General features: G+C 71.4%; 24 protein-coding genes. 14 read left to right on the top strand and 10 right to left on the bottom strand.

Annotated features, from left to right (window positions below; genetic code table 11):
- Nucleotides 1–19: 19 nt before the first annotated feature.
- Nucleotides 20–397: a hypothetical protein gene (locus J7E97_RS08610; protein ID WP_215024096.1), complete on the top strand. Its 378-nt coding sequence runs from the start codon at nt 20–22 to the stop codon at nt 395–397.
- Nucleotides 398–565: 168 nt separating this feature from the next.
- Complete coding sequence (locus J7E97_RS08605) at nt 566–1,681, top strand: amidohydrolase (RefSeq protein WP_215024094.1); 1,116 nt, start codon at nt 566–568, stop codon at nt 1,679–1,681.
- Between the two features lie 52 nt (nt 1,682–1,733).
- Here the strand turns inward: J7E97_RS08605 and J7E97_RS08600 are convergent, their stop codons facing one another.
- From J7E97_RS08600 to J7E97_RS08585, 4 genes are all read right to left on the bottom strand, one after another.
- Entirely contained in the window at nt 1,734–2,723 is a 990-nt protein-coding gene (locus J7E97_RS08600) for a COX15/CtaA family protein (protein WP_215024092.1), read from the bottom strand.
- A gap of 4 nt (nt 2,724–2,727) precedes the next feature.
- Nucleotides 2,728–3,864 carry a hypothetical protein gene (locus J7E97_RS08595; protein ID WP_215024090.1) on the bottom strand — a complete coding sequence of 379 codons (1,137 nt, stop codon included), beginning with the start codon at nt 3,862–3,864 and terminating at the stop codon, nt 2,728–2,730.
- 79 nt (nt 3,865–3,943) lie between these two features.
- Complete coding sequence (locus tag J7E97_RS08590) at nt 3,944–4,726, bottom strand: ABC transporter permease (RefSeq protein WP_215024088.1); 783 nt, start codon at nt 4,724–4,726, stop codon at nt 3,944–3,946.
- The gene (locus J7E97_RS08585) at nt 4,723–5,649 is read right to left on the bottom strand and encodes an ABC transporter ATP-binding protein (RefSeq protein ID WP_215024086.1); all 927 of its coding nucleotides are present in this window, start codon (nt 5,647–5,649) and stop codon (nt 4,723–4,725) included. The genes J7E97_RS08590 and J7E97_RS08585 overlap by 4 nt, the downstream gene beginning before the upstream one ends.
- A 227-nt stretch (nt 5,650–5,876) precedes the next feature.
- On the opposite strand from J7E97_RS08585, the gene J7E97_RS08580 reads away from it, so the two are divergent.
- The 8 genes from J7E97_RS08580 to J7E97_RS08545 are packed head-to-tail and all read left to right on the top strand — an operon-like array spanning nt 5,877 to nt 12,469.
- A complete protein-coding gene (locus tag J7E97_RS08580; RefSeq protein ID WP_215024083.1) occupies nt 5,877–6,638 on the top strand; it encodes a metalloregulator ArsR/SmtB family transcription factor in 762 nt (253 codons plus the stop codon).
- On the top strand, nt 6,635–8,050 hold the full coding sequence (sufB, locus tag J7E97_RS08575; RefSeq protein ID WP_215024081.1) for a Fe-S cluster assembly protein SufB: 1,416 nt from the start codon (nt 6,635–6,637) through the stop codon (nt 8,048–8,050). Before J7E97_RS08580 ends, sufB begins: the two co-directional genes overlap by 4 nt.
- Before the next feature lie 58 nt (nt 8,051–8,108).
- Nucleotides 8,109–9,287 (top strand): Fe-S cluster assembly protein SufD, encoded by a 1,179-nt coding sequence (sufD, locus tag J7E97_RS08570; RefSeq protein ID WP_215024079.1) that lies wholly within the window; start codon nt 8,109–8,111, stop codon nt 9,285–9,287.
- The gene (locus tag J7E97_RS08565; RefSeq protein ID WP_215024077.1) at nt 9,287–9,604 is read left to right on the top strand and encodes a bifunctional 3-phenylpropionate/cinnamic acid dioxygenase ferredoxin subunit; all 318 of its coding nucleotides are present in this window, start codon (nt 9,287–9,289) and stop codon (nt 9,602–9,604) included. Before sufD ends, J7E97_RS08565 begins: the two co-directional genes overlap by 1 nt.
- A gap of 7 nt (nt 9,605–9,611) precedes the next feature.
- Nucleotides 9,612–10,379 (top strand): Fe-S cluster assembly ATPase SufC, encoded by a 768-nt coding sequence (gene sufC, locus J7E97_RS08560; protein WP_007263436.1) that lies wholly within the window; start codon nt 9,612–9,614, stop codon nt 10,377–10,379.
- Entirely contained in the window at nt 10,376–11,632 is a 1,257-nt protein-coding gene (locus tag J7E97_RS08555; RefSeq protein ID WP_215024075.1) for a cysteine desulfurase, read from the top strand. Before sufC ends, J7E97_RS08555 begins: the two co-directional genes overlap by 4 nt.
- 34 nt (nt 11,633–11,666) lie before the next feature.
- On the top strand, nt 11,667–12,128 hold the full coding sequence (gene sufU / locus J7E97_RS08550) for a Fe-S cluster assembly sulfur transfer protein SufU (RefSeq protein WP_215024073.1): 462 nt from the start codon (nt 11,667–11,669) through the stop codon (nt 12,126–12,128).
- A complete protein-coding gene (locus tag J7E97_RS08545; RefSeq protein ID WP_073913993.1) occupies nt 12,125–12,469 on the top strand; it encodes a metal-sulfur cluster assembly factor in 345 nt (114 codons plus the stop codon). The genes sufU and J7E97_RS08545 overlap by 4 nt, the downstream gene beginning before the upstream one ends.
- A 168-nt stretch (nt 12,470–12,637) precedes the next feature.
- Here the strand turns inward: J7E97_RS08545 and J7E97_RS08540 are convergent, their stop codons facing one another.
- On the bottom strand, nt 12,638–13,525 hold the full coding sequence (locus J7E97_RS08540) for a winged helix-turn-helix transcriptional regulator (RefSeq protein ID WP_215024071.1): 888 nt from the start codon (nt 13,523–13,525) through the stop codon (nt 12,638–12,640).
- Between the two features lie 79 nt (nt 13,526–13,604).
- On the opposite strand from J7E97_RS08540, the gene J7E97_RS08535 reads away from it, so the two are divergent.
- Both J7E97_RS08535 and dapD read left to right on the top strand, forming a co-directional pair.
- Complete coding sequence (locus tag J7E97_RS08535) at nt 13,605–15,080, top strand: MFS transporter (RefSeq protein ID WP_215024069.1); 1,476 nt, start codon at nt 13,605–13,607, stop codon at nt 15,078–15,080.
- Between the two features lie 9 nt (nt 15,081–15,089).
- Nucleotides 15,090–16,070 (top strand): 2,3,4,5-tetrahydropyridine-2,6-dicarboxylate N-succinyltransferase, encoded by a 981-nt coding sequence (dapD, locus tag J7E97_RS08530; RefSeq protein WP_215024067.1) that lies wholly within the window; start codon nt 15,090–15,092, stop codon nt 16,068–16,070.
- Between the two features lie 99 nt (nt 16,071–16,169).
- Here the strand turns inward: dapD and J7E97_RS08525 are convergent, their stop codons facing one another.
- The 3 genes from J7E97_RS08525 to J7E97_RS08515 all read right to left on the bottom strand — a co-directional run bounded on the left by J7E97_RS08525 (nt 16,170) and on the right by J7E97_RS08515 (nt 18,944).
- On the bottom strand, nt 16,170–16,424 hold the full coding sequence (locus tag J7E97_RS08525) for a hypothetical protein (protein WP_215024065.1): 255 nt from the start codon (nt 16,422–16,424) through the stop codon (nt 16,170–16,172).
- A 152-nt stretch (nt 16,425–16,576) separates the two neighbouring features.
- Nucleotides 16,577–17,041, bottom strand: coding sequence for a GNAT family N-acetyltransferase (locus J7E97_RS08520; RefSeq protein ID WP_215024063.1), 465 nt, complete (start codon nt 17,039–17,041; stop codon nt 16,577–16,579).
- A 61-nt stretch (nt 17,042–17,102) separates the two neighbouring features.
- Entirely contained in the window at nt 17,103–18,944 is a 1,842-nt protein-coding gene (locus tag J7E97_RS08515) for an endonuclease/exonuclease/phosphatase family protein (protein ID WP_215024061.1), read from the bottom strand.
- 265 nt (nt 18,945–19,209) lie between these two features.
- On the opposite strand from J7E97_RS08515, the gene J7E97_RS08510 reads away from it, so the two are divergent.
- Nucleotides 19,210–20,745, top strand: a complete 1,536-nt coding sequence (locus tag J7E97_RS08510; RefSeq protein ID WP_215024059.1) for a hypothetical protein — start codon at nt 19,210–19,212, stop codon at nt 20,743–20,745.
- A 165-nt stretch (nt 20,746–20,910) separates the two neighbouring features.
- Nucleotides 20,911–22,350, top strand: coding sequence for an alkaline phosphatase PhoX (locus J7E97_RS08505; protein ID WP_215024057.1), 1,440 nt, complete (start codon nt 20,911–20,913; stop codon nt 22,348–22,350).
- 121 nt (nt 22,351–22,471) lie between these two features.
- Here J7E97_RS08505 and J7E97_RS08500 read toward each other — a convergent pair whose 3' ends face one another.
- Nucleotides 22,472–22,642 (bottom strand): hypothetical protein, encoded by a 171-nt coding sequence (locus tag J7E97_RS08500; RefSeq protein WP_215024055.1) that lies wholly within the window; start codon nt 22,640–22,642, stop codon nt 22,472–22,474.
- 113 nt (nt 22,643–22,755) lie between these two features.
- On the bottom strand, nt 22,756–23,402 hold a 647-nt coding region (locus J7E97_RS08495), incomplete at its 5' end, for a TerD family protein (protein ID WP_215024053.1).

The following is a 23,402-nucleotide window of genomic DNA, read 5'->3' as shown; positions in this document are numbered from 1 at the left end:
TTCATTACCGGCCGGTAGCATGGCTTCCATGGCAGAGACCGAGGAGACCGCCGCCACGGCGGACAAGAAGCAGGACCGCACGGCCGCGAAGCTGGCCAAGCAGATCGGCGCGTTCGCCAAGCAGCACCGCGGCGTCGAAGGCCAGCTGGCCCACATCGGCCAGGCGGGCACCCGGATCGTCCTCGTCGCCGCGGACGGCGCCTGGGGCGACCTGGTCGCCCCGACGTACGACACCGCGCGGCTCGCGGCCGAGAAGGCCGGGCTGACCCTCCACGAGGAGTTCGACGGCGAGTTCGCGGCGCGCGTGAGGACCGGGCCGTACGAGTGGACCCGGATGGCCGGAATGCAACTCGGCGGACCGGCGAACCCGTCGAACCCGGCGAACCCGGCGGCCTGAACGGGGCGGCCTGAGCGGATCGGCCTGATCTCGACTGATCATTGGCTTGATGATCACGGTCCCGGGCGTGTCGCCCGCTCGGTCAACAGCCCGAGCAACACCTCACACCCCGCTCACCCGTTAGGACGTGTGGAAGCCCCTTCCTCACGTCCGCAACGGGATGCCCGGATGATCGAAACGCCGCCCCTGGTGGACCAGTACTGCCAGGGAGTGCTCCGCACGGAGCTCGGCCTCGCCACCTTCGAGGCCCAGCTGATCCGCTCGGCCGGCCCGCCCGCGGCCGGCACCACGCTCTTCGACACCCAGACCGGCTTCGCCCTGCGCCGCTGGTGCCCGCCGCTGCTCGGCCTCGAACCGCACTGCGCCCCCGCCCGCTACCTGGCCCGCCGGCGCGAACTGGGCGCCGCCGAGTCGGCCCGCAGGCTGCTGCGCGGCTCCGGGGTCGCCGTCCGGCTGGTCGACACGGGCGTGCCCGGAGACCTCACCGGGCCCAAGGAGCTGGCGCTGGCGGGCGACGGCGAGGCCTTCGAGCTGGCGCGGCTCGAACTGCTGGCCGAACAGGCCGCCGACACCTCCGGTACCGCGGCCGCCTTCCTCGCCAACCTCTCCGAAGCCGTCCACCACGCCGTCGCCGGGGCCGTGGGCTTCACGTGCGGCAGCGAAGCGGGCGCCGGCGCCCCGTCCTGGGCCGACGCCCTCGCGCGCTCGCCGGAGCCACCCGGTCCGGGAGAGGTACGGGGAGCGGCCGGGCGGTGGCTCGCCGGGCGGGCCAAGGGCGGGGCCGTACGGGACCCCGTACTCCTGCGGCACCTGGCGTGGAGCGCGGTGGCCTCGGGGCTGCCGCTCCAACTGCACACCGGCGGGGGAGCGGGGGAGCCGGAGCGGCTGACGGAGTTCGTACGGGCCACCGCGGGGCGGGGCACGCGCCTCGTGCTGCTCGGCGGATATCCGTACCACCGGCAGGCCGCGCGGCTGGCGACGGTCTTCCCGCACGTGTACGCCGAGCTCGGCCCGGCCCCCGGGCAGAGCGGGGCGCGGGCGGCCGGGGTGCTGGCCGAGTCCCTGGAGGGCGCCCCGTTCGGAAAGCTGATGTTCGGCGGCGGCGGCCGACAGCTGGCCGAACTCCACGCTGTGGGCGCGCTGGTCTTCCGCGAGGCGCTGGGCCGGGTCCTGGGCGGCTGGGTCGCCGAGGGCTCCTGGTCCTGGCGGGACGCGGAGCGGGTGGCGGCGATGGTCGCGGCGGGCAACGCCCGGCGTGTCTACCGGCTGGACGAACGGAACTGACGCCCCGCACGGACGGGCGGGAACGGGCGTGGACGGGCGCCGCGCCGGCGGCTCAGACCGTGGTCAGCCGGACGTCGCCCTGGGCCGGGATCCCGGCCTGTTCCGCCGGGCGCTCGCGCAGGCTCAGCACGACCCGGACCACCGCGATCCACACCAGGCAGGAGCCGAGCATGTGGGCGGCCACCAGGGCCTCGGGGACCTTGGTGAAGTACTGGACGTAGCCGATGGCGCCCTGGGAGAGCAGCACGATCAGCAGGTCGCGGGCGCGCGCCCGGGTGTCGACCGGGGCGTCGGCCACCCGCAGCACCAGCCACATCGCGACGGCGAGCGCGCACACCAGCCAGGCGGAGACGGCGTGGACGTGGGCGGCGGCCGACCAGTCGAAGGGCATCCGCTCGATCTCGCTGCTGTCGCCCGCGTGCGGGCCGGAACCGGTGACCACGGTGCCGGCGGCGATCAGTACGACGCTGGCCGCGAGCAGCGCCCACGACAGCTTGTGCACGGGAGCCGGCACGCGCGGGCGGGCGGGGCCGTCGCCCTCGCGGGTGCGCTGCCAGGTGACCGTGGTCACGGTGATCAGCGAGGTGGCGAGCAGGAAGTGCCCGGCCACGCTGTAGGGGTTGAGCCCCGTCAGGACGGTGATGCCGCCGAGGACCGCGTTGCCCATCACGATGGCGAACTGGAGCCAGCCGAGCCGGGTCAGCGAGCGGCGCCACGGCTTGGCGCAGCGGGCGGCGGTGATCGCCCAGCCAACGGCCGCGCAGAGCACGTACGTCAGCATGCGGTTGCCGAACTCGATGGCGCCGTGGAAGCCCTGCTCCTGGGTCACGATCAGGCTGTCGCCCGTGCACTTGGGCCAGGTGTCGCAGCCGAGACCGGATCCGGTCAGCCGCACCGCGCCGCCGGTGACGACGATGGCGATGCTCATGAGCACCGCCGCGAACGCGGCCCGCCGGACGGTCCGGGACGACGGAGTCCAGCGGCGGGAGAGGTAAGCGAGAGGGGTCAACACGGCCCTTATCGTACGCGGACCCTTGTGCAAACTTTCACGAGGGGGTGGCCGTCGCCGCTTCCGGGCCGATGACCAGGCGGAACCGGGCTCCGGCCGGGTCGCCTTCGGTGTGCCACCAGACGCGGATCCGCCAATGGGCGCCCTCGCCCGGGTAGTCGGAGGAGGCCGCGAAGCCCCGTACCAATTCGCTGCCCACGTCCTCAGCTGTCCTGTTCCTCACTTCCACCCCGCTGTGCCAGGGATGCGGCTGTACGTTCCACAGCCCGTCGGAGCCGCGGACCTCGATGCGCCAGACCGCGAGCCAGGGGGTCACCTCGAGCATCGTGCGGACCTGATCGGCCTCCAGCCGCAGCCGGGCGGCGATCTCCGGTTCGGCCACGCCCTGGATCCGGGCGGCCACCACGGCCTGGGGCAGCAGCCGTTCGGGCAGCAGCCCGCGGGCGCGCAGACCCACCAGGGAGTCGAAGGACAGGAAGCGCAGCCGAAGTTCGAGCTGGCGGCCGATGTGGTCCAGGGCTTCCTCGGCCTCCTGGGACCCCTCCGAGCCGGGACCGGCGAGCAGCAGCCGCCGGAAGGAGCCCTCCGCGTCCACCGCCCAGGCCACCGCGTCCTCGGCCAGGCCCAGCTCCGAGAGCCGGTCGCCGAGGAAGACCTTCGCCTGCGCGAGGCCCCGCTGATTGACCGGATCCTCCTGGTCCAGGCCCGCCCAGACCTCTACGGCGCTGCGCGTCAGGTCCAGGGCGCGCTCGCCGGCGGCCCGTTCCATGGCGCTCGGCCCGCTCTCGTAGCCGGACCCCAGGGGGTGCTTGGGCAGCCGCTCCCCGTCGCTGAGCGGCCAGGACAGCCAGACCCCCTGGTTGATCAGACCGCGGGCGTACCAGCGGGCGAATTCGGGACTGTGTCCGGCGGCCCGCTGCGAGAAGCGGAGCCCCTCCTCGATGGCGGCCAGCGCGCCGCCCCGATCGCCGGCCGCGAAGCGGCGGGCCGCCAGATCGCCGAGCCGCAGGCCCAGCCGGGCCGCGCACTCGGCGTCGGTGCGGGCCGGCTCGCGCAGCGCGCCGATCAGCTCGGCCAGCAGGGCGTCGGCCTCCGCGGGCTGCGCGTGCGCGGCGCCCGACCGGATGCGTGACCACTGTTCGTCCAGCCGCAGAACGGCCTCCCGCTGCGCCATGGCCGCCCCCCGGCGTCTGTGGTGCGCTGTCGTGTGGACCGCCCATCCTCCTGCCGGGGCGATGCTCAGGGGAAGGGATTCACTGCCAGCGGAACAGGCGTCCGGCCGCGCCCAGGCCGAGTACGGCCCAGCCGGCGAGGATCGCCGCGTCGCCCCAGGGCAGCGCGGCCCCGTGCTGGAGCACCTCGCGCAGTCCGTCGGAGAGCGCCGAGATCGGCAGCAGGCCGAGGACGGACTGGACCGCGCCCGGGAACTTCTCCAGCGGCACGATCACCCCGCCGCTGACCAGCAGCAGCAGGAACACCAGGTTGGCGGCGGCCAGGGTCGCCTCCGCCCGGAGGGTGCCGGCCATCAGCAGACCGAGCCCGGAGAAGGCGCCGGTGCCGAGCAGGATCAGTACGGCGACGGACAGCGGGTCGCCGTGCGGGGACCAGCCCAGGGCGAGGGCGATGACGGTGAGCAGGGCGATCTGCAGCACCTCGGTGACCAGGACGGACAGCGTCTTGGCGGCCATCAGCGCCCAGCGCGGCAGCGGGGAGGCCCCGAGCCGCTTGAGGACCCCGTAACGGCGGTCGAAGCCGGTGGCGATGGCCTGGCCGGTGAAGGCGGTCGACATCACGGCCAGCGCCAGGATGCCGGGGGCCAGGAAGTCCACGGACTTGCCGGAGCTCCCCTCCCGAACGGGCACGTCGATGATGTCGACCGCGGAGAACAGCACCAGGAGCAGCGACGGGATGATCACCGTCAGCAGCAGCTGCTCGCCGTTGCGCAGCAGCATCCGCGTCTCCAGCGCGGCCTGCGCGAGGATCATGCGGGATACGGGCGCGGCCCCCGGGTTGGGGGTGAACGTACCGGCGCTCATGCGCGCAGCTCCTTACCGGTCAGCTCCAGAAAGACGTCTTCCAGGGTGTGCCGCTCCACCGAGAGGCTGTCCGGCATCACCCCGTGCTGCGCGCACCAGGAGGCGACGGTGGCCAGCAGCTGCGGGTCCACGTCGCCGACGACCCGGTAGACGCCGGAGGTCAGCTCGGCGGCCTGGGTGCCGTCGGGCAGCGCCTTGAGCAGCGAGGGGAGGTCGAGGGCGGGGCGGCCGGTGAAGCGCAGGGTGTTCTCGGCGCCGCCGCGGCACAGCTGCTCGGGGCTGCCGTGGGCGATGACCTTGCCCGCGTCGACGATGGCGACCTCGTCCGCGAGCTGCTCGGCCTCGTCCATGTGGTGGGTGGTGAGGACGACGGACACCCCGTCGGCGCGCAGCTCCCGTACGAGGTCCCAGGTCGCGCGGCGGGCCTGCGGGTCGAGGCCGGCGGTCGGCTCGTCCAGGAAGACCAGCTCGGGGCGGCCGACGACGGCCATGGCGAGCGCGAGGCGCTGCTGCTGGCCGCCGGAGAGCCGGCGGTAGGCGGTGCGGCCGCAGCCGCCGAGGCCGAGGCGTTCCACCAGGGTGGGGACGTCCAGGGGGTCGGCGTAGAGCTTGGCCATGTGGCGCAGCATCTCGACGGCGCGGGCGCCGGAGTAGACGCCGCCGGACTGGAGCATCACGCCGATGCGCGGGCGCAGGGCGTCGGCCTGGGTGACGGGGTCGAGACCGAGGACGCGGACGGTTCCGGCGTCCGGGCGGTGGTAGCCCTCGCAGGTTTCCACTGTGGTCGTCTTGCCCGCGCCGTTGGGGCCGAGGACCGCGGTGACCGAGGCCTTCGGGACGGTGAGGTCGAGGCCGTCCACCGCTGTTTTGGGGCCGTACCGCTTCACCAGTCCGCGGATGTCCACGGCGGGGTCGTTGCTCATGGGGGCCCAGTCTACGGAGCCGCGGAAGGCCGCCGGGGCGGGGTCGTGGGTCCCGCCGCCCCAAGGGTTACGGCGCGTAGGGAGAGCGGAGAGTCGGCTCCCTCTTAACGCTCCGTGGATAAATAAGGTAACCCTTAGTGATGGAGGCCACCAGAGGTGGTTTCCGTCACCGCTTGTCGCCCCCCGGCTATTTACGCAACAATGGCGTTGTGAAATACGGCGAACGGATGAGCGAGGCCCCTCAGGGCGAACTCGCGACCGGCGAGCGGTCAACCCGCAACCGGGTCGCGCGCTCGATCCTGGACCACGGTCCCTCCACCGTCACCGACCTCGCCAAGCGCCTCGGCCTCACCCAGGCCGCCGTGCGCCGCCACCTCGACACGCTCGTCGCCGACGCCGTGGTCGAACCCCGTGAGCAGCGCGTGTACGGCGCGCGCACCCGGGGCCGGCCCGCCAAGGTCTTCGCGCTGACCGACTGCGGCCGCGACGCCTTCGACCAGTCCTACGACGCGCTCGCCGCGGACGCCATGCGCTGGATCGCGCAGGCCGCCGGCGGCGGAGAGCGGGGGGAGGCGGCCGTGACCGCCTTCGCCAGGGCGCGACTGGCGGCGCAGGCGGAGACCTACCGGGAAGCCGTGGAGGCGGTCGCCCCCGCGGACCGGACCGAGGCCCTGGCCAAGGCGTTGACCGCGGACGGGTACGCTGCTACGGCGAAGAGCGCTCCCGGTCCGCACAGCGGTGAACAGCTCTGCCAGCATCACTGCCCGGTCGCGCACGTCGCCGAGCAGTTCCCGCAGCTCTGCGAAGCGGAGACCGAGGTCTTCTCCCGCTTGCTCGGGACCCACGTGCAGAGGCTCGCCACGATCGCCCACGGCGACGGGGTGTGCACGACGTTCATTCCGCGCAGCACGAGCGGCGCCGCGTCCACGGGCGCCACACAGACCGAGACATCAGTATCTGCAAGTACGGCCGGGAGGAACCCCGCATGACCACGGAGACTGCTCACCCTGAGCTCGATGGCCTGGGCACCTACGAATACGGATGGGCCGACTCCGACGCCGCCGGCGCGGTGGCCAAGCGGGGTCTGTCCGAAGAGGTCGTCCGCGACATCTCGGCGAAGAAGTCCGAGTCGGAGTGGATGCTGAACCTCCGCCTCAAGGGCCTGAAGCTCTTCGGCAAGAAGCCCATGCCGAACTGGGGCTCCGACCTCTCGGGCATCGACTTCGACAACATCAAGTACTTCGTGCGCTCCACCGAGAAGCAGGCCGCTTCTTGGGAGGACCTGCCGGAGGACATCAAGAACACGTACGACAAGCTCGGCATCCCCGAGGCGGAGAAGCAGCGCCTCGTCGCCGGTGTCGCGGCCCAGTACGAGTCCGAGGTCGTCTACCACCAGATCCGCGAGGACCTGGAGGAGCAGGGCGTCATCTTCCTCGACACGGACACCGCGCTGAAGCAGTACCCCGAGCTCTTCGAGGAGTACTTCGGCACGGTCATCCCGGTCGGCGACAACAAGTTCGCGTCGCTGAACACCGCCGTGTGGTCGGGCGGCTCGTTCATCTACGTGCCCAAGGGCGTCAAGGTCGACATCCCGCTCCAGGCCTACTTCCGCATCAACACGGAGAACATGGGCCAGTTCGAGCGGACGCTGATCATCGTCGACGAGGACGCCTACGTCCACTACGTCGAGGGCTGCACCGCCCCGATCTACTCCTCGGACTCGCTGCACAGCGCCGTGGTCGAGATCATCGTGAAGAAGGGCGGCCGCTGCCGCTACACGACGATCCAGAACTGGTCGAACAACGTCTACAACCTGGTCACCAAGCGCGCCGTGGCGTACGAGGGCGCGACCATGGAGTGGATCGACGGCAACATCGGTTCCAAGGTCACGATGAAGTACCCGGCCGTCTACCTGATGGGCGAGCACGCCAAGGGCGAGACCCTGTCCATCGCCTTCGCGGGCGAGGGGCAGCACCAGGACGCCGGCTCCAAGATGGTCCACATGGCGCCGAACACCTCCTCCAACATCGTCTCGAAGTCGGTGGCCCGAGGCGGCGGCCGCACCTCGTACCGAGGCCTGGTCGAGATCGGCGAGGGCGCCCACGGCTCGAAGTCCAACGTGCTGTGCGACGCGCTCCTGGTCGACACGATCTCCCGCTCGGACACGTACCCCTACGTGGACGTCCGCGAGGACGACGTGTCGATGGGCCACGAGGCGACCGTCTCCAAGGTCTCCGACGACCAGCTCTTCTACCTGATGAGCCGCGGTCTGACGGAGTTCGAGGCGATGGCCATGATCGTGCGCGGCTTCGTCGAGCCGATCGCCCGTGAGCTCCCGATGGAGTACGCGCTGGAGCTGAACCGGCTGATCGAGCTGCAGATGGAAGGTTCGGTCGGTTAGTCCCGGCCCGCCCGACGTCCCACAGCAGATTCTTTAGGAAGAGAGCAACACGACAGCCATGGCAGAGGCTCAGAACATTCCGGCGGGTTCGACCACCGCCGGCGCGATCGCGGTGGCCGCCGAGTCCACCGTCGCCACCCGGATGAGTGCCCCCCCGTCCTTCGACGTGGCGGACTTTCCCGTGCCCCACGGCCGTGAGGAGGAGTGGCGCTTCACGCCGCTCGCCCGCCTCAAGGGCCTGCACGACGGCACCGCGGTCGCCAACGGCACCATGAAGGCCCAGATCGACGCGCCCGAGGGCGTGAGCGTCGAGTCCGTGGAGCGCGGCGACGCCCGCATCGGCAAGGCCGGCACCCCGGTGGACCGGATCGCCGCCCAGGCGTTCTCGTCCTTCGCCAAGGCCACGGTCGTCACCGTGCCCAAGGAGACCGTCCTGACCGAGCCCGTGCGCGTCTCGCTGCACGGCGAGGGCGGCACGACCTTCGGCCACACCGTCTTCGACGTCCAGGCCTTCGCCGAGGCCGTCATCGTCATCGACCACACCGGTGACGGCGTGCGCGCCGCCAACGTCGACTTCCTCGTCGGCGACGGCGCCAAGCTCACCGTCGTGTCCGTGCAGGACTGGGACGACACCGCCGTCCACTGCTCCCAGCACAACGCGCTGGTCGGCCGCGACGCGACCTTCAAGTCGATCATCGTCACCTTCGGCGGCGACGTGGTCCGCCTGCACCCGCGCGTGAACTACGCGGGCCCCGGCGGCGAGGCCGAGCTCCTCGGCCTCTACTTCACGGACGCCGGCCAGCACCAGGAGCACCGCCTCCTGGTCGACCACAAGGCCCCGCACTGCAAGTCGCACGTCGTCTACAAGGGCGCGCTGCAGGGCGAGGGTGCCCACGCCGTCTGGATCGGTGACGTGCTCATCGAGAAGACCGCCGAGGGCACCGACACCTACGAGATGAACCGCAACCTCGTCCTCACGGACGGCGCGCGGGTCGACTCGGTGCCGAACCTCGAGATCGAGACCGGCGAGATCGTCGGCGCCGGTCACGCCTCCGCCACCGGCCGCTTCGACGACGAGCAGCTCTTCTACCTCCAGTCCCGAGGCATCCCGGCCGGCGAGGCCCGCCGCCTGGTCGTGCGCGGCTTCTTCGCCGAGCTCGTCCAGCACATCGGTGTCGCAGACATCGAGGAGCGCCTGCTCTCCAAGATCGAGACCGAGCTCCAGGGTTCCGTCTGATGAATTACGTCAAGGCCTGTGCGCTGAGCGAGCTGGAGGAGAACACCCCCAAGAGGGTGGAACTCGACGGCACGCCGGTGTCCATCGTCCGCGCCGAGGGGGAGGTGTTCGCGATCAACGACATCTGCTCGCACGCGAACGTCTCGCTCTCGGAGGGCGAGGTCGAAGACTGCATGATCGAGTGCTGGCTGCACGGATCGTCCTTCGACCTGCGCACCGGCAAGCCCTCGGGCCTGCCCGCGACGCGCCCCGTTCCCGTATACCCCGTAAAGATCGAAGGGGACGACGTGCTCGTTTCCCTCACCCAGGAGTCCTGAGGTATCCATGGCAACGCTTGAAATCCACGACCTGCACGTCTCCGTCGAGGCCGAGAACGGCGCCCGCGAGATCCTCAAGGGCGTCGACCTCACCGTCAAGCAGGGTGAGACGCACGCCATCATGGGTCCGAACGGCTCCGGCAAGTCCACGCTGGCGTACTCGCTGGCCGGTCACCCGAAGTACACCATCACCGGTGGAACCGTGACCCTCGACGGCGAAGACGTCCTGGAGATGTCCGTCGACGAGCGCGCCCGCGCCGGCGTCTTCCTCGCCATGCAGTACCCGGTCGAGGTCCCCGGCGTCTCGGTCTCCAACTTCCTGCGCACCTCGGCCACCGCGATCCGCGGCGAGGCGCCCAAGCTGCGCACCTGGGTGAAGGAGGTCAAGTCCGCGATGGAGCAGCTCCAGATGGACCCGGCCTTCGCCGAGCGCAACGTCAACGAGGGCTTCTCCGGCGGTGAGAAGAAGCGCCACGAGATCCTCCAGCTGGAGCTCCTGAAGCCGAAGATCGCGATCCTCGACGAGACCGACTCCGGCCTCGACGTCGACGCGCTGCGTCAGGTCTCCGAGGGCGTCAACCGCGTCCGTGCGACCGGCGAGGTCGGCACGCTGCTGATCACGCACTACACGCGGATCCTCCGCTACATCAAGCCCGACTTCGTCCACGTCTTCTCCGAAGGCCGCATCGTCGAGTCCGGCGGCGCCGAGCTCGCCGACAAGCTGGAGGCGGAAGGCTACGAGTCGTACAGCACGAAGGGTGGCGCGACCGCGTGACACAGCTGCCTGGCCTCCTCGACACCGAGGCGATCCGCAAGGACTTCCCCCTGCTGGATCGTGTGGTCCACGACGGGAAGAAGATCGTTTACCTGGACAACGCGGCGACTTCGCAGAAGCCGCGCCAGGTGCTCGACGCGCTGAACGAGTACTACGAGCAGCACAACGCCAACGTCCACCGCGGCGTGCACGTGCTCGCCGAGGAGGCCACGGCGCTGTACGAGGGCGCGCGCGACAAGGTCGCCGCCTTCATCAACGCTCCGAGCCGCAACGAGGTGATCTTCACCAAGAACGCCTCGGAGTCGCTCAACCTGGTCGCGAACATGCTCGGCTGGGCGGACGAGCCCTACCGGGTCGACAGCGAGACCGAGATCGCCATCACGGAGATGGAGCACCACTCCAACATCGTGCCGTGGCAGCTGCTCTCGCAGCGCACGGGCGCGAAGCTGAAGTGGTTCGGCCTGACCGACGACGGCCGGCTCGACCTGTCCAACATCGAAGAGGTCATCACGGAGAAGACGAAGATCGTCTCCTTCACGCTGGTCTCCAACATCATGGGCACGGTCAACCCGGTCGAGGCGATCGTCCGGCGCGCGCAGGACGTCGGCGCCCTGGTGCTGATCGACGCCTCGCAGGCCGCTCCGCACATGCCGCTCGACGTGCAGGCGCTCGGCGCCGACTTCGTGGCCTTCACCGGCCACAAGATGTGCGGCCCGACCGGCATCGGCGTCCTGTGGGGCCGCCAGGAGCTGCTCGAGGACCTGCCGCCCTTCCTGGGCGGTGGCGAGATGATCGAAACCGTCTCGATGCACTCCTCGACGTACGCCCCCGCTCCCCACAAGTTCGAGGCCGGTACGCCCCCGATCGCCCAGGCCGTCGGCCTCGGCGCGGCCGTGGACTACCTGACCGCGATCGGCATGGACAAGATCGCCGCGCACGAGCACGCGATCACCGAGTACGCGATCAAGCGTCTCCTGGAAGTCCCGGACCTGCGGATCATCGGCCCGACGACGGCCGAGGACCGCGGCGCCGCGATCTCCTTCGTGCTCGGTGACATCCACCCGCACGACGTCGGCCAGGTACTGGACGAGCAGGGCATCGCGGTCCGCGTGGGTCACCACTGCGCCCGCCCGGTCTGCCTCCGGTACGGAATTCCGGCGACGACGCGAGCGTCCTTCTATCTGTACTCCTCTCCCGCCGAGGTCGACGCGCTGGTGGTCGGGCTGGAGAACGTACGGAAATTCTTCGGATAAGACGAAGCGAATCGACGAGGGCGACGAGGGCGCAGTGAAGCTGGAATCGATGTACCAGGAACTGATCCTGGACCACTACAAGCACCCGCGGGGCCGTGGCCTGCGCGACGGCGACGCCGAGGTGCACCACGTCAACCCGACGTGCGGCGATGAGATCACGCTGCGCGTCAAGTACGACGGCGAGACGCTCACCGACATTTCCTACGAGGGCCAGGGCTGCTCCATCAGCCAGGCCGGCGCGTCGATACTGAACGAGCTGCTCGTCGGCAAGCAGCTGGCCGAGGCGCAGAAGATCCAGGCCCTGTTCCTGGAGCTGATGCAGTCCAAGGGCAAGCTGGAGCCCGACGAGGCCATGGAGGAGGTGCTGGAGGACGCGGTCGCGTTCGCCGGCGTCTCCAAGTATCCGGCCCGGGTGAAGTGTGCTCTGCTGAGTTGGATGGCGTGGAAGGACGCGACCGCCCAGGCACTGGGCGACGCCGAGAGGAAGACGGCATGACCGAGAACGCGACGCCCGAGGCGTCCATCAAGCCGGCCACCGAGGAAGAGGTCCGCGAGGCCCTCTACGACGTGGTCGACCCCGAGCTGGGCATCGACGTCGTCAACCTGGGCCTGATCTACGGCATCCACGTAGACGACGCGAACATCGCCACCCTCGACATGACCCTCACCTCGGCGGCCTGCCCGCTGACGGACGTCATCGAGGACCAGGCGAAGTCCGCGACGGACGGCATCGTCAGCGAACTGCGCATCAACTGGGTCTGGATGCCGCCGTGGGGCCCGGACAAGATCACGGACGACGGCCGCGAGCAGCTGCGCGCGCTCGGCTTCAACGTCTGATCCCCGGTTTCAACGTCTGATCTCCGGCTTGAACGCCCGAGACCCGGCTGATCAGGGGGCGCTGCTGCCGCCATCGGCTGAGTGACCACAGGACCCCCGGCACGCCCGTGCCGGGGGTCCTGAGTTTTTTTCCTGCGGGGGTGAGGTCCGCGGAGCTCGCGGGCGGGTCTACGGGGTCCGCGAGCTCGCCGCGCGGACCGTCGCCAGGGCCGAGGCGATGCTCGCCTCGATGTCCCGGATCGGGTACTGGACGTCGAGGACCGTCCGCTCCCGGTCCACCACCAGCGTCAGCCGCTTCAGCCGGCTGACGCCCCCGGCCCGGAACGTCGGCAGCCGCAGCGCCGCCACGAGCTCGAGCTCCGCGTCCGACAGGAGCGGGAAGCGCAGGCCCTCCTTCTCCGCGAACTCCCGTTGTTCGTCCGGGCGTTGTGTGGACACTCCGTGCACCGCCGCGCCCGCGGCCGTGAACTGCGCCAGCTGGTCCCGGTAGGCGCACGACTCCAGGGTGCACCCCTTGGCCCCGGGGATCCCGGCCCATCCGGGCGGGTAGGACTCGGCCCGCGCGAACGCGCCCGGGAAGCAGTACAAGACCGTGAAGGGCGAGTCCGCCACCGGGTCGCGGAGCTCGCCGAAACGGTCCGGCAGGAGCAGCTCCGGCAGCCGGGTGCCGCGCAGCGCGTGCACCCGCGCCGCCTCCCGTGAGGCTTCTTCCGTCGTGGCCGTCATCTCTCCCTCTCGCAGGACCCAGCTGTCGCCCCAGTCCTGGAGGGCGACCAGGACGGGCAGCAGCCCGCGGCCGCGCGGCGTCAGCCGGTAGGCGTGCCGCACGGGGCGCTCCTGGTACGGCTCGCGGGTCAGTACGCCCGTCTCGACCAGCAGTTTCAGGCGCTCCGTCAGCACCTTGCGGGACAGGCCCAGTTCGCGCTGGAACCCCTCGAAGCGGGTCACGCCGCGCGCGGCGTCGCGCACGATCAGCAGCGTCCACCAGTCGCCCACGACGTCGAGGGCCTGGGCGATGGAGCAGTCCGCGTCGTCGAGGTGCGCGCGCTGAGCCATGGGCACTCCTTTTCCTTTGACCCGGGGCTGTCATGCTGACATAGTCCGTTCCCAAAAGGAACTTACTCCGGGGGCGGGCATGCTGCAGGGTTTCAGAGAGGTGCCGAGAGCCGTCTGGCTGCTCTCGGCGGGCGTGTTCGTCAACGCCGTGGCCAGCTTCACGTTCGTCTTCGTCTTCGTCTACCTGACCGGGCCGCGCGGCCTCGGCATCCCCGTGGCAGGCCTGGTCACCGGCATCGGCGGGATCGGCGCGGTCGCCGGCAACTTCACGGGCGGCTGGTACGGCGACCGCTACGGCCACCGCCGCGTGCTGCTCACCGCCTCCGTCCTGGCCGGCACCGCCCTCGCGCTGCTGCCGCTGCTGCCCGCCGCCGCGCTCTACGCCGTCCTGCCGCTGGCCCAGTACGCCCTCGGAGTGGTCCGCTCCGCAAATTCGGCGCTGGTCGCGGTGATCGTCCCCACGGGGGTGCGCCGCCAGGCCTTCGCCGTCGTCCGCTGCGTGTCCAACGGCGGCTTCACCCTCGGAGCCCCGCTCGGCGGCCTGATCGCCACCGGCCTCTCCTACGACTGGCTCTTCGTCGCCGACGGTGTCGGCACCCTCTTCTTCGCCCTGTGGACCGCCCGCGTCGTCCCGGCGCGCGGCGCCGCCCGCACCCCGGCGGACGCCTCGGCCGGGGGCCTGGACGGGGTGTCGGACGGGAGCCCGGACGGGAGCGCGGACGAGGTGTCGGACGGGAGTCCGAGCGGGGCTCGCAGCGGGGCCAGGCGCGGCGGCATCTGGCCTGAGCTCCGGGCCCGGCCCGCGGTGCTCGTCCTGCTGGGCGCGGTCCTGGTCGTCGACATCATCTACCGCCAGCAGTACTCGACCTTCCCGCTCTTCCTCGCCGACCACGGTCTCGCCACCGGTGCGTACGGGCTGATCATCGCCCTCAACGGCGCCGTCATCCTCGTCCTGGAACTGCCGGCCGCCGTCGCCCTGCGCAACCGGCCGCCGCTGCGCGTCGTGGGACTCGGCCTGCTGTTCGTCGGGGCCGGGTACGCGGCGCTGCTGTCCGGTGCCGGGGCGGGAGCGGTCATCTCGATGATGGTCCTGCTGAGCCTCGGCGAGATCTGCTACAAGACCACGGCCATGGCCTACGTGGCCGACCAGGCGCCCTCGCACGCCGTCGGGCGGTTCCAGAGCCTCTACGCGGGCGTCTCCGTCAGTGGCGTCGTACTCGGCGCACCGCTCGGCGGGGCGCTGTACTCCGCCGCGCCCGGGCTGCTGTGGCCGCTGTGCGCGGCGCTGGCCGGTGCGGCGGGCGGGGCGGTGCTGTGGATGTCGGCGAAGCCGGCGCGCCCGGCGAAGCCGGCGGGCCCCGCGCACGGGGCGGCGGGGGGCGGCGGGAACGGCGGGAAGGTCGGGGATGGTGGGAACGTCGGGGACGGTGGGGCCATCGGGGACGGCCGGGACCGTGAGACCGTCGGGAACGGGACGCGACACGAGCAGCGCCCGGCACACGAGCAGCGCCCGGCACATGAGACCGGTTCGCGACCGCGGCCCGTCGCCGGTTAGGTTTCGGATATGACTGCTACGCGTACCACCGGCGCCGTCGCCGCCGGACTTGCCACCATCACCGCCGACGGCACCGTCCTCGACACCTGGTTCCCCGCTCCCCAGCTGGTCGCCGAGCCCGGCCCGGCCGGCACCGAGCGCCTCACCGCCGAACAGGCCGTGGAACTGCTCGGAGCCAGCGCCCCCAAGGCGATCCGCCAGGACGCGGTCCGCGGCGTCGAGGTCGTAGCCGTCCGCACCGTGATCTCCTCCCTCGAGGACAAGCCGCTGGACGCGCACGACGCGTACCTGCGCCTGCACCTGCTCAGCCACCGTCTGGTCAAGCCGCACGGCCAGAACCTGGACGGCGTCTTCGGCCTGCTGGCCAACGTCGCCTGGACCTCGCTCGGCCCGGTCGCCGTCGACCAGGTGGAGACCGTACGGCTGAACGCGCGCGCCGAGGGCCTGCACCTCCAGGTCACCTCGATCGACAAGTTCCCGCGGATGACGGACTACGTCGCCCCCAAGGGCGTGCGCATCGCCGACGCGGACCGGGTCCGCCTGGGTGCGCACCTCGCCGAAGGCACCACCGTCATGCACGAGGGCTTCGTCAACTTCAACGCCGGCACGCTGGGCACCTCCATGGTCGAGGGTCGCATCTCCGCGGGCGTCGTCGTCGGCGACGGCTCCGACATCGGCGGCGGCGCGTCCACGATGGGCACCCTGTCGGGCGGCGGCAAGCAGATCATCTCGATCGGCGAGCGCACCCTCATCGGCGCCGAGGCGGGCGTGGGCATCGCGCTGGGCGACGAGTGCGTCGTCGAGGCAGGGCTGTACGTGACCGCGGGCACCCGCGTCACCCTCCCGAGCGGCCAGATCGTCAAGGCCCTGGAGCTCTCGGGCGCCAACAACATCCTGTTCCGCCGCAACTCGGTCACCGGCACCGTCGAAGCCCGCCCGTACAAGGCGGCGTGGGGCGGCCTGAACGAGATCCTGCACAGCCACAACTGACGCCCGGACCTCTCGGTCCCGGCGTGACAGCCCCATGACGGCGCCCTCCCCACCCGAGCGGGGGAGGGCGCTGTGCTGCGCGGGCCGGGAGGGGCTCGGTCAGTGCAGGGGGATCGTGCGGATCAGGCCCGCGAAGGCCTGCTGTTCCGCCTCGGTCAGTTCCACCGTTTCCAGCGGGTGCGCGAAGGTGCCGCGCTGGGCCGGGATGACCGCGAGGCCCTCGAAGGCGCCTGGCTCCGACTGGTGGAAACGGCTGTCCCACAGCATGTGGCCCAGGCCGATGACCCAGACGAGAGCTGCCACGAGCAGGACGGCGATGCCGATTTCCTGGGCGAGGGAGATGGAGGGGAACACGCGTTCCTCCCAAGGAGTGCGGTACAAGATCGGGCGTGGGGACACTCAACACCACGAGCGCCCGAATGGGTAGGGATGTGCCGAGCGTCACGCCAGGGCCAAAGGTCCCGGCCTCCCTCCGTCGGCGGCCCCCCCGACCCGCCCGCCGAACCCTAGACCAGCGGCAGCTTGAAGCCCTCGTGGCTCCGGGTGAAGCCCAGTCGCTCGTAGAAGCGGTGCGCGGCACCGCGCCGCTTGTTGCTGGTGAGCTGCATCAGGCCGCAGCCCCGCTCGCGGGCCCGCTCCACCGCCCGCTCCATCAGCCCGGCCCCCAGGCCGCCGCCCCGCCGGTCCGCGCGGATCCGTACGGCCTCCACGAGCGCCCGGTCCTGTCCGCCCTGCCCGAGTCCCGGGATGTACGTGAGCTGTAGGCAGCCGAGGACGGTTCCGTCCTCCACGAGGACCAGCATCTCGTTGCGCGGGTCCGCCTCGATCGCGGCGAAGGACCGCTCATGGGCCTCCGTGACCTCGACGGGGACCGCGGCTCCGGCTCCGGAGCCAACCGGCTCCGCCTCATCCTGCGCCAGCAGCCCGAGTACGGCGGGCAGGTCCTGACGCGTTGCGGTACGGAAGATCATGCCCGGATCATGCCGGAGGGGCCGGGCGGCGGTGCCGGCCGGCCCCTCCGGAACGGCGCCGTTACGGGCGGAAACGGATGACCTGCGGGTCGTGGTCGCTGTTCTGGGCAGCGAACTCCGCGTTGATGTGCACGCTGTCGTACGTGAACTGCTTGATCGACGGGCTCGTCAGGATCTGGTCCAGGACCTGCGCGTTGCCCTGGTACACGTAGGAGTACCGCTCCGCCTTCGGCAGGGACTTGATCCCCGCGTACAGCGCCCCGCCGTCCTCCAGCGCCTGCGTCGTGCCCGAGAACTCGAAGTCGTTGATGTCGCCGACCACGAGGACCGCGGCCTTCTTCTCCACCGCGAGGATGTCCTTCACGAAGCCGTTCACGGCCTGCGCCTGGAGCAGCCGCTTGGCCTCGGAGGAGCGGACCGGGGGCTGGTGCACGGAGGTCAGGCCCTCGTCGCCGCCCTTGGAACCGAAGTGGTTGGCGATCACGAAGACCGTCTTGCCGCGGAAGACGAACTCGCCGGCCAGCGGCTTGCGGCTGTCGGTCCACGCCGGGTTGGCCGGGTCGATGCGGCCGGGGGAGTGGGTCAGGGCGGCCTTGCCGTTCTCCTTGGTCACACCGGTCGCCGTCACCGCGTCGCCCGGGGCGCGCTCGGTGAAGGAGACCCGCGCCGGGTTGAAGAGGAACACCTGGCGGATGTTGCCGCCGGGCTCGCCGCCGTCCTTGTTGTTCTGCGGGTCGACGGTCCGCCACTGGTAGGCCGGGCCGCCCGCGGCGGCGATCGCCGCCGTGAACTTCGTCAGCGTGGCCTCGGCCGAGACGGTGCCGTCGTTCTTGGCGCCGTTGTCGTCCTGGATCTCCTCCAGGGCCACGACATCGGGGGAGGCGAGGCTCTCGACGACGGCCTTCGCCAGGTTGTCGAACTTCTCCTGCGGGTCGCTCGGGTCGAGGTTCTCGACGTTGTACGTGGCCACGGCCAGCTCGTGCGCGGCCTGCGCCTTGGTCTTCTCGGGGGCGAGCGTGCCCGCCGTGACCGTGCCGAGGGTACGGGCCACCAGCGTGTAGCCGCCGAACTGGTTGAAGTCCATCGGGCCTTCGGTGACGCCGACCAGCTTGTCGCCGACGTTGGCCACCGGGAACGGCTGCTGCGCGAGGGGCGCGAGCTGCTGGATCTGCAGGCGGCCGGTGTTCTGGGACTCGTACGAACCGTAGATCGTGCCACCGCGCTTGGCGGCGTTCTCCCAGCCCTTCACCGTGACCCACAGCTCCGCGTGCGCGTCGGTGGCGCCGACCACGCGGGAGGTGCCGATCTTGACGTTCATGCCCTCCAGCGCCTCGTAGTGGTCGAGGGCGTAGCGCGACGGCTCCAGGGTCAGGCCGTTGATGCTGCCGGCGGCGGCCGGGTCGCCGGCCGGGGCGTACTCGCTCGGGACGGAGTACTCGTTGACGGCGGTGGCCTCGGGCAGCGCGTTGCCCGAGGAGACCACGGTCACGACCGGCTTGGAGATCTGGGTGACCGACTGGTTCCCGGAGGAGACGCCGCCGGGGACGTACTCGCCGACCAGGCCGGAGACCTTGACGGCGTCGCCGACGGCGACGGTCGGGACCGAGCTGGTGAAGACGAACACGCCTTCGCTGGTGGCGTCGTTGTCGTCGGCGTCCGGGTCCTGGATCCAGAAACCGCGCGAGCCGTACGTACGGACGCCGGTGACGATGCCCTCGACATCGGTGACCTGCTTGCCGGCGAGCGGGGATATCCGGGTGGTGCCCTGGATGTCGTGGATGCGTATCGGATCGGCGGACGCGGCGCCTTCGGCCGCCTCGGCGGTACCCGCGATCAGGCCGGTGGCCAGGGCGGTGGCGACGAGGGCCGCGACGGCGGCGGAACGGGGATGCGAGGAGCGCATGGGCAGGAACTCCGGTGTGAGGAGGAAAATGCAAAGATCTACGCGCGTCAATTTCCTTCTTGGTCAGCAAAGTTGTCAAGCCCTCCAGTCAATACGGCAGCGGTCTGTGGGATGAACCAAAAGGGTTCGCCGGCCGGGAGCGCCCGAAATGCGTCTACGCTGGTGCGCCGTACGGCCCGCACCGCCCGGGCTGCCCGAGCCGCTTGAGCTGCCGGAGCCGCCCGCACACCCCGAACCATCCGTGCCCGCGAGGAGAACCGCCCCCATGTCCGCAGACTCGCACCCCACGCTGCCGCCGGTACGGCTGCTCCCCGACGCGGAACTGGCCCGCGACGCCCTGGCGGCCCCGCTGTTCGCCCGCGCCGTCCGTCTCGCCCGCTGGGCCGGACCGGACACGCGCGTGGACGTCGGCGGCGAACTCGTCGCCGCGCAGCTGCCCGAGGCCGTCGCCGTGCTCGGCCTCGACGACGCCGACGAGGACTCAGCCGCGCACGCGAGCCAGGCCTGGCGCGTGGCCGTGGACACCGGTCTGGTCGACGTCACCGAGCCGGAGGAGGGCTCAGGCTCCGGTTCAGGCGCCGGCTCCGGCGAACCGGCCGACGGAGCGGACGAGTTCGGGACCGCCGAGCCCGGCGAAGACCTGGCGCTGGTGACCGGCGGCGCCCCCGGCGACGTGCTCGACCTGTGGCTGGCCGCCCTGGACACCGTCCTCGCCGACGCGGCGGTGCCCGCGCTCGACGACCTCGTGGACGCCCTCGACGCGGGCGGCGAGATCGACTTCGACCAGCTGGACTGGAACCCGCGCCGCGAGGCCGACTTCCTCGACGGCGTCCTCGCCAACCTGTACCTGCTCACCGTCGCCGAGGGTGGCGCGGCCGAGGAGCCGGTCCCGCTGCCCGTCCTCGCCGCCTCGATGGTCGTCCCGCAGGACATGGGCGACCCGACCGACGCCGTACTGGAGCAGGTCTCGGACGCGATGATGCGCCTCGACGACCAGTTCCGGCAGCTGGAGCCGATCGGGCTGGTGGAGTTCCGTCCCGTCGACGAGGCGCTGATGGCGGAGGCCGACGACGAGGAGCTCGCGGCGGGCGCCAGGCCGGCCCCGGGCCACGCCGGTCCGGTGGACGAGGAGGACGTCGCCCGCTACGGGATGGTCCGGCTGACCCCGCTCGGCCTGTACGGGATCCGCGCGCGGATGCTGGAAGCCGGGGTCGAGGCCCCGGCCCTCGGCGAACTGGCCGACAAGGGCGCCGACGTGCTGCTGGAGGTGGTCTCCCACTATTCCGAGACCGCGGCCCAGGCCGAGATCGAGCACTGGCTGGCCGGCCGCCCGGTGTCCACCGCGGTCGAGGAGCTGCTCGCCGCGGCCCGCGGCGCCGACGAGAACGCCCCGCTGCGCCGGCTGCGCTGCCAGCAGGCCCTCGCGCCGACGGGGGAGCAGGCCGAACCGGCGGTCCGGGCGGTGCTCGACGACCCGGAGCTCGGCGGGCTCGCCCGGGTGTGGCTGGCCGAGCGCGGGGCCGCCGACGTACCGGCTCCGGGCGAGACGATGGTGTTCTGGCTGACGGTCGACACCATCGCGGCGCAGCTCGCCGCGGACGGGGAGGCCGAGGCGCTGGAACTGCCCTTCCTGATCGAGTCGCTGACGGCCCATCACACCGGTTTCTTCGACCAGGCCTGGCGGGTGGACCATCCGGCGACGGCCGACGTCCTGGAGGCCATGGGGCGGCTGCACCCCGACAAGAAGGCCGCGAAGGAGGCCCGGAAGGCCGCCTTCAAGGCGCGTTCTCGCGCCGCGTGAGGCGGCGGTAACCAGCCGTTCCCGAAGTGGACTCGGCCATCGAGGGCACCGGGAAGGGGTCGGTTCGATTTCCCGGGTAGTTCAGTCGGCGTTCACGTGCGGGCGGGAGCGTGTGCGCCGACGACCGCACGACAGGCGCACCACCTCCCCACCCCTGGAGACCAGATGCCGCTCAGCCGCAGAGACTTCACCGCCCGCACCGTCCTCGCCGGTGCGGGAGTCGCACTGACGGGGACGGTCGGCGCACTCGCCACCGCCCCCGGCGCCCTCGCCGCCGACGACGGTGCGCCGCAGGGCGGCCACGGCCATTCCCGCGGCCCCGGCTACGGCCCGCTCGTCCCCGACCCGGCCGGCATCCTGGCCCTTCCCGCGGGGTTCTCCTACCGGGTGATCACCCACAGTGGGGTCACGAAGCTCGACTCCGGCGAGCTCACTCCGTCCAACCACGACGGTACGGCCGCCTTCGAGGGCCACCGGGGAGTCACCCTCCTGGTCAACAACCACGAGCTGAAGGGCCCGCGCTCGGGCTGGGCGCACCCCGTCCCGCTCACCGAGGGCCTCGTCTACGACCCGGCCGCGGCCGGCGGCTGCACGGTCGTCGAGGTCCGGCGCGGCGGCGAAGTCGCCGAATGGGTCGGCGTCGCCGGTACGTCGACCAACTGCGCGGGCGGCGCGACGCCCTGGGACACCTGGCTGACCTGCGAGGAGACCGAGGACCTCGCCGGCAAGAACGGGATGACCAAGGACCACGGGTACGTCTTCGAGGTGGACCCGCACGACCGCCGCGCGAACCGCGCGCCGAAGCCCGTGAAGGCCTTCGGGCGGTACGCGCACGAGGCCGTGGTCATCGACCCGCGCCAGGGCCACGCCTACCTGACCGAGGACGCCTCCGGCCCCAACGGGCTGCTCTACCGCTGGGCCCCGCCGAGCGGCTTCCGGCACGGGCGCGGCAAGCTCCGTACGCTCGCCGACGACGCCGGCGTGCTGGCGGCCGCCAAGTGCTTCGACAGCTCCGGCCGCTTCGTCGACGACCTCTCGCGGGCGACGAAGATCGGCACCACGTACGGGGTCGACTGGGTGCCGGTCGCGGACCGCGACGCGCGCACCGTGCCGGTGCGCAAGCAGTTCGGGGCCTCGGCCGTGACCCGCGGCCGCAAGCTTGAGGGCATGTGGTGGGCCGACGGCGGGGCGTACTTCGTCTCCTCCTACGCCCGTGAGGAGAGCCCGGGCGCGGCGCACGACGGCCAGGTGTGGTTCTACGACGCCAAGCGGCGCACGGTCCGGCTGATGGTCCTGATCGGGGTGAACGCCGACACGACGGTGGACGGCGGCTACGACGGCCCCGACAACATCACGGTCTCCCCGTACGGCGGTCTGATCATCGCGGAGGACGGCTCGGGCTTGCAGCACCTGTTCGGCGCGACCGAGTCGGGGCGCACCTACCCGCTGGCCCGCAACGAGATGAACCTGGGCACGGCCGAGGAGCCGGAGTACTCGGAGTTCACCGGGGTCTGCTTCTCGCCGGACGAGCGGACGCTGTTCGCCAACCTCCAGGACCCGGGCATCATGCTGGCCATCACGGGCCCGTGGCGGCGCGCGCACTGAACCGGCGGGGCCCGAGCCCCGACACGGGAGAGCCGCCGGGGCCACGGGCCCCGGCGGCTCTCTTCGCGTCGTTCGTTCTCAGTGGATGATCAGACCGGGCGGGACGGTCCCGCGGGTCTGGCTACGGGGAGTCTTCGGCGTGGCTGGCCGCGGCCCACTCTTCGAGGAGGAACTCGTACGCCTCGGAGGGCCACTCGCCGTCCACCCGGCTCTCGACGAGCCGCCGTATCGCCTCGTTCGCCTCGGCGGCGGACGGGCGGGCGGGTCCCGCGGGCTGGAGTGTCTGGTGCATGGTTCCAAGGCTACGGGCGGGCACTGACAGAGGCCTCCGCTTTAAGGGTGGAATCGCTCACCCGGTACGCTCCGGCGGCCGGGCGCCGTAGCTCCATGTGCCCGCCCACCTGCTCAGAGTGCCTGCGCGGCCGGTTTGACCATGCCCCGTACTGTGCGCGACTTCACAAACTCGCCGATGGCAGTCATCTCCCATTCGCCGGAGAACTGCTTGACCAATTTGGCCATCATGACGCCCGTCTGCGGCTCGGCGCCGGTGAGGTCGAAGCGCACCAGCTCCTCGCCGCTCGCCGCGTCGATCAGGCGGCAGTAGGCCTTGGCCACCTCGGTGAACTTCTGCCCGGAGAAGGAGTTGACCGTGAAGACCAGGCCCGTGGCGTCGGCGGGGAGCCGGCCGAGGTCCACGACGATCACCTCGTCGTCGCCCGCGCCCTCGCCGGTGAGGTTGTCGCCGGAGTGCTTGACGGAGCCGCCGAGGATGGACAGCTTGCCGAAGTAGCAGCTGTCGATGTGGTTGCGCTGCGGGCCGTACGCGATGACGGAGGCGTCGAGGTCGATGTCCCGGCCGCGGAAGGCCGGCTCCCAGCCGAGGCCCATCTTGACCTGGGAGAGCAGCGGGCGGCCGCCCTTGACCAGGGAGACGGTCTGGTTCTTCTGGAGGTTCACCCGGCCCTTGTCGAGGTTGATCTTCCCGGCGCCGGGGGCGGCGGCCTGCGGCGCGGTGGCGTGGACGGGGGCCGGGGCGGGCGCCGGGGCCGCCG

Source organism: Streptomyces sp. ISL-66 (assembly GCF_018614135.1).
Classification (GTDB): domain Bacteria; phylum Actinomycetota; class Actinomycetes; order Streptomycetales; family Streptomycetaceae; genus Streptomyces.
The sequence above is the reverse complement of the archived record's forward strand: the minus strand, read 5'-3'. Positions and strand labels throughout refer to the sequence as shown.

Bases quoted from the DNA above. Each gene is read 5' to 3' on its own strand.
- J7E97_RS08610 (WP_215024096.1), top strand. From the start codon at position 20: ATGGCTTCCATGGCAGAGACCGAGGAGACCGCCGCCACGGCGGACAAG.
- J7E97_RS08605 (WP_215024094.1), top strand. From the start codon at position 566: ATGATCGAAACGCCGCCCCTGGTGGACCAGTACTGCCAGGGAGTGCTC.
- J7E97_RS08595 (WP_215024090.1), bottom strand. From the start codon at position 3,864: ATGGCGCAGCGGGAGGCCGTTCTGCGGCTGGACGAACAGTGGTCACGC.
- J7E97_RS08590 (WP_215024088.1), bottom strand. From the start codon at position 4,726: ATGAGCGCCGGTACGTTCACCCCCAACCCGGGGGCCGCGCCCGTATCC.
- J7E97_RS08585 (WP_215024086.1), bottom strand. From the start codon at position 5,649: ATGAGCAACGACCCCGCCGTGGACATCCGCGGACTGGTGAAGCGGTAC.
- J7E97_RS08580 (WP_215024083.1), top strand. From the start codon at position 5,877: ATGAGCGAGGCCCCTCAGGGCGAACTCGCGACCGGCGAGCGGTCAACC.
- sufB (WP_215024081.1), top strand. From the start codon at position 6,635: ATGACCACGGAGACTGCTCACCCTGAGCTCGATGGCCTGGGCACCTAC.
- sufD (WP_215024079.1), top strand. From the start codon at position 8,109: ATGGCAGAGGCTCAGAACATTCCGGCGGGTTCGACCACCGCCGGCGCG.
- J7E97_RS08565 (WP_215024077.1), top strand. From the start codon at position 9,287: ATGAATTACGTCAAGGCCTGTGCGCTGAGCGAGCTGGAGGAGAACACC.
- sufC (WP_007263436.1), top strand. From the start codon at position 9,612: ATGGCAACGCTTGAAATCCACGACCTGCACGTCTCCGTCGAGGCCGAG.
- J7E97_RS08545 (WP_073913993.1), top strand. From the start codon at position 12,125: ATGACCGAGAACGCGACGCCCGAGGCGTCCATCAAGCCGGCCACCGAG.
- J7E97_RS08540 (WP_215024071.1), bottom strand. From the start codon at position 13,525: ATGGCTCAGCGCGCGCACCTCGACGACGCGGACTGCTCCATCGCCCAG.
- J7E97_RS08535 (WP_215024069.1), top strand. From the start codon at position 13,605: ATGCTGCAGGGTTTCAGAGAGGTGCCGAGAGCCGTCTGGCTGCTCTCG.
- dapD (WP_215024067.1), top strand. From the start codon at position 15,090: ATGACTGCTACGCGTACCACCGGCGCCGTCGCCGCCGGACTTGCCACC.
- J7E97_RS08520 (WP_215024063.1), bottom strand. From the start codon at position 17,041: ATGATCTTCCGTACCGCAACGCGTCAGGACCTGCCCGCCGTACTCGGG.
- J7E97_RS08515 (WP_215024061.1), bottom strand. From the start codon at position 18,944: ATGCGCTCCTCGCATCCCCGTTCCGCCGCCGTCGCGGCCCTCGTCGCC.
- J7E97_RS08510 (WP_215024059.1), top strand. From the start codon at position 19,210: ATGTCCGCAGACTCGCACCCCACGCTGCCGCCGGTACGGCTGCTCCCC.
- J7E97_RS08505 (WP_215024057.1), top strand. From the start codon at position 20,911: ATGCCGCTCAGCCGCAGAGACTTCACCGCCCGCACCGTCCTCGCCGGT.
- J7E97_RS08500 (WP_215024055.1), bottom strand. From the start codon at position 22,642: ATGCACCAGACACTCCAGCCCGCGGGACCCGCCCGCCCGTCCGCCGCC.